Source organism: Streptomyces sp. (assembly GCF_031181705.1).
Lineage (GTDB): Bacteria > Actinomycetota > Actinomycetes > Streptomycetales > Streptomycetaceae > Streptomyces.
The window spans coordinates 1-4,687 of the sequence record NZ_JAPSKN010000194.1; the positions used below are offsets into that span (position 1 = coordinate 1).

Sequence of the window (4,687 nt, forward strand, 5' to 3'; positions counted from 1 at the left end):
CGACCTCGACGACCTCGGACGGGTGGTCGATGTGCTTCCAGGACAGCTCGGAGACGTGGACCAGACCGTCGACGCCACCCAGGTCCACGAAGGCACCGAAGTTGACGATCGAGGAGACGACGCCGGAACGGACCTGACCCTTCTGGAGGGTCGTGAGGAACGTCTGGCGGACCTCGGACTGGGTCTGCTCCAGCCAGGCACGGCGGGACAGGACCACGTTGTTGCGGTTCTTGTCCAGCTCGATGATCTTGGCCTCGAGCTCCTTGCCCACGTAGGGCTGGAGGTCGCGGACGCGGCGCATCTCGACCAGGGAGGCCGGAAGGAAGCCACGGAGGCCGATGTCGAGGATGAGACCACCCTTGACGACCTCGATGACGGTACCGGTGACGATCCCGTCCTCTTCCTTGATCTTCTCGATGGTGCCCCAGGCACGCTCGTACTGGGCGCGCTTCTTCGAGAGGATCAGGCGGCCTTCCTTGTCCTCCTTCTGGAGGACGAGGGCCTCGATCTCGTCACCGACGGCGACGACCTCGTTGGGGTCGACGTCGTGCTTGATCGAGAGCTCGCGGCTCGGGATCACGCCTTCGGTCTTGTAACCGATGTCGAGCAGGACCTCGTCCCGGTCGACCTTCACGATGACGCCGTCGACGATGTCGCCGTCGTTGAAGTACTTGATCGTCTCGTCGATCGCGGCGAGGAAGGCTTCCTCGTTACCGATGTCGTTGACCGCTACCTGCGGGGTGGTGGCGGTGGTCTCGGTGCTGCTCGTCATGTGGGAAAGGGCTCCGGTACGGACATTGAAGTCGTAGGTACTGCTACGCCGGGAGCCCGTTTCGCTCTGCAGAAGCCGGACAGCCAAGGAAGCGCCACACAACATCGGTGGCGCCTCGACAACCGAGGGGACATACATACAGATGCGAGCGCAGCCTGCTACGTCTGAGGTGCGCAGGCCCGCAGCGCAACTTGTAGCATACGGGGGCAGCCGGGCAGGGTCAATGCGCGAAGCCGCCCACGCGGGGCGGAACACCGCATACCCGGCACAAGTCGAGTCGTTCGAGGCCACGTAGGCCCTGCGACGACCCCTTCGTGACCTCCGGGACCGGCTGGACGGAAGAGTACGACGAGGGAGCCGATCATCCAAGAGCCCGAAGCGTCCGAACCCGAGGCCACCCGGCGTACCGCCGGGGTCGCGGAGAGCTCCCGCGCCAACCGTGGCTGGTGGGACCGCAACGCGGACGAGTACCAGACCGAGCACGGCACGTTCCTCGGCGACGACCGCTTCGTGTGGGGCCCCGAGGGTCTGGACGAGGTGGAGGCGGAGCTGCTCGGCCCGCCGGAGGAGCTGAAGGGCCGGGACGTGCTGGAGATCGGCGCCGGCGCCGCCCAGTGTTCGCGCTGGCTGGCCGCCCAGGGGGCGCGTCCGGTGGCCCTGGACATCTCGCACCGGCAGCTGCAGCACGCGCTGCGGATCGGCGGAACGTTCCCGCTGGTGTGCGCCGACGCCGGTGCGCTGCCCTTCGCGGACGGCTCGTTCGACCTGGCCTGCTCCGCGTACGGGGCGCTGCCCTTCGTCGCCGATCCGCGCCTGGTGCTGCGCGAGGTGCGCCGGGTGCTGCGGCCCGGTGGCCGTCTCGTCTTCTCGGTGACGCACCCGATCCGCTGGGCCTTCCCGGACGAGCCGGGCCCCGAGGGGCTGTCGGTGTCCGGCTCGTACTTCGACCGCACGCCCTACGTCGAGCAGGACGAGGAGGGCCGCGCGGTCTACGTGGAGCACCACCGCACCCTGGGCGACCGCGTCCGGGACGTCGTCGCGTCGGGCTTCCGGCTGGTGGACCTGGTGGAGCCGGAGTGGCCGGCCTGGAACACCTCCGAGTGGGGCGGCTGGTCGCCGTTGCGCGGGAACCTGATCCCCGGGACGGCGATCTTCGTGTGCGAGCGGGACTGAGGCACACACGCGTGCGGGGCGGCTCCCCCGCCGTACGACACTGAGGAACGTGATCCGTTACGACGCCCTGGACGCCCTGCCCGTACGCGGTGCCCTGCCCGCCCTGGACGAGGCCCTGGCGGGGCACGGCACCGCCGTCCTCGTGGCTCCGCCCGGCACCGGGAAGACGACCCTGGTGCCGCTGGCCCTGGCGGGGCTGCTCGGGGAGGGTCCCCGGCGGCGGGTGATCGTCGCCGAGCCGCGGCGGATCGCGGCCCGGGCGGCGGCGCGGCGGATGGCGTGGCTGCTGGGCGAGAAGGTCGGCGAGAGCGTCGGCTACACCGTGCGCGGGGAACGCGTCGTCGGGCGGCACACGCGCGTGGAGGTCGTCACGACCGGTGTGCTGGTGCAGCGGGTGCAGCGGGACCAGGAGCTGGCCGGCACGGACGTGGTGGTGCTCGACGAATGCCACGAGCGGCATCTGGACGCGGACACGGCGGCGGCGTTCCTGTGGGACGTACGGCAGACGCTGCGCCCCGGGCTGCGGCTGGTGGCCGCCTCGGCGACGACCGACGCCCAGGGGTGGGCCGCACTGCTGGGCGGCGCTCCGGTGGTCGAGGCCCAGGGGGTTGCGTATCCGGTGGAGGTCGTCTGGGCGCCGCCGATGAGGCCGGTACGGCCGCCGCACGGGATGCGTGTCGATCCGGCACTGCTGACGCATGTGGCGTCGGTGGTGCGGCGGGCACTGGCCGAGCGGGACGGGGACGTGCTGTGTTTCCTGCCGGGCGTGGGGGAGATCGCCCGGGTCGCGGGGCAGCTCGGGGAGCTCGGGGACGTAGAGGTGCTTCAGGTGCACGGGCGGGCGTCCGCGGCCGTGCAGGACGCGGTGCTGGCCGGCGGGGAGCGGCGCCGGGTGGTGCTGGCCACGTCGGTGGCGGAGTCGTCGCTGACGGTTCCCGGGGTGCGCGTGGTCGTCGACTCCGGGCTGGCGCGGGAGCCTCGCGTCGACCACGCGCGCGGGCTGAGCGCGCTGACGACGGTGCGGGCTTCGCAGGCGGCCGGGCGGCAGCGGGCGGGGCGGGCGGGGCGTGAGGCGCCGGGGGTGGTCTACCGGTGCTGGGCGGAGGCCGAGGACGCGCGTCTGCCGCGTTTTCCCTCGCCGGAGATCAAGGTGGCCGACCTGACGGCGTTCGCGCTTCAGGTGGCGTGCTGGGGGGATCCGGACGCGTCCGGGCTGGCGCTGCTGGACCCGCCGCCGGGTGGGGCGATGGCGGCGGCGCGGGATGTCCTGGCGGCGGTGGGGGCGGTCGACTCCGGCGGGCGGGCCACCGAGCGGGGCGCTGCGCTGGCTCGGCTGGGGTTGCATCCCCGGCTGGGGCGGGCATTGCTTGACGGGTCCGGCTTGGTCGGGGCGGAGAGGGCCGCTGAGGTCATCGCATTGCTCAGTGAGGAGCCTCCGCGGGAGTACGGGGATGATCTGGCGGGTGCGTTGCGTCGTGCCCGGCGTGGGGGTGACGCCTATTCGGGACGGTGGCGAGCGGAAGTCCGGCGGCTGCGGGCCGTCGTTTCCGGGGTTTCCCAGCCACCCGCCCGTATCTCGCGTCCAGAGGCACGGGTCGACGCGTGGGCGAACTCCTCGGAAGAACACCAGGTCGGGCTCGTCGCCGCTCTCGCCTTTCCCGAGCGTGTCGCCAAGATCGACGGTGGGTCGTACCTCATGGCGTCCGGAACCCGTGCCGAGGCCGGGGACGGGAGCGCGCTGCAAGGTTCCCCCTGGGTCGCTGTCGCCGTGGCCGACCGGCCCGTCGGCAAGGGGCACGCGCGCGTGCGGCTCGGGGCTGTCGTCGACGAGGAGACGGCCCGGCTCGCGGCCCGCGCGTTGCTGGAGGAGCGGGACGAGGTGCGCTGGGACGGCGGGGACGTCGTGGCGCGGCGGGTGGAGCGGCTGGGGGCCGTGGAGTTGGCGGTGCGGCCGTTGAAGGACGCCGATCCCGGCCTCGTGCGTGGTGCGCTGCTGGACGGGCTGCGGCGGGAAGGGTTCGGGGTGCTGCGGTGGTCGCCGGATGCCGGTGTTCTGCGGCAGCGGCTCGCGTTCTTGCGGCTGCACCTCGGTGAGCCCTGGCCCGACGTCTCCGACGACGCGCTCCACGCGCGCGTGGAGGAGTGGCTGGAGCCGGAGCTGAGCCGGGCCAGGCGGCGGGCGGATCTGGCGCGGATCGACGCCGGGGAGGCGCTCGCCCGGCTGCTGCCGTGGGCGTCCGGTGAGGCCGGGCGGCTCGACGAACTCGCCCCGGAGCGGATGACCGTGCCGAGCGGGTCGCGGATCCGGATCGACTACGCGCGGGCCGAGCAGCCCGTGCTCGCGGTGAAGCTGCAGGAGATGTTCGGCCTCCAGGAGTCACCCCGGGTGGCCGGCGTGCCCCTGCTCGTGCATCTGCTGTCCCCGGCCGGGCGGCCGGTGGCCGTCACCGCCGATCTCGCCTCGTTCTGGCGGGACGGCTACAAGGGCGTACGGGCGGAGCTGCGCGGCCGGTACCCGAAGCATCCGTGGCCGGAGGATCCGGCCGGGGCCGAACCGACGCGGCACACCAACGCGCGGCTCAGGCGGTGACCGGCGACGGGTCCTCGGCTTCCGTGGCGGCGGGGCCGGTGGTGGCGGCGACGAGGGCACGCATGCGGGGCCTCCCCTCGGACGGACGTTGACACAGGAGCACGTCGCACGCACAACGACGCCCGCCCGCACGGACAACGGCGCCCCTCCGC

At 72.7% G+C, this 4,687-nt stretch carries 3 protein-coding genes; 2 read left to right on the forward strand and 1 reads right to left on the reverse strand.

Translation table 11 applies throughout. From position 1 onward, the window contains the following. The coding region (locus tag RIN80_RS25020; protein ID WP_309097909.1) for a S1 RNA-binding domain-containing protein at window positions 1-772 on the reverse strand (772 nt) is incomplete at its 3' end. 363 nt (window positions 773-1,135) lie between these two features. On the opposite strand from RIN80_RS25020, the gene RIN80_RS25025 reads away from it, so the two are divergent. Next, entirely contained in the window at window positions 1,136-1,945 is an 810-nt protein-coding gene (locus tag RIN80_RS25025; protein WP_309097913.1) for a class I SAM-dependent methyltransferase, read from the forward strand. Between the two features lie 49 nt (window positions 1,946-1,994). Beyond that, on the forward strand, window positions 1,995-4,535 hold the full coding sequence (hrpB, locus tag RIN80_RS25030) for an ATP-dependent helicase HrpB (protein ID WP_309097910.1): 2,541 nt from the start codon (window positions 1,995-1,997) through the stop codon (window positions 4,533-4,535). Window positions 4,536-4,687: the final 152 nt, after the last annotated feature.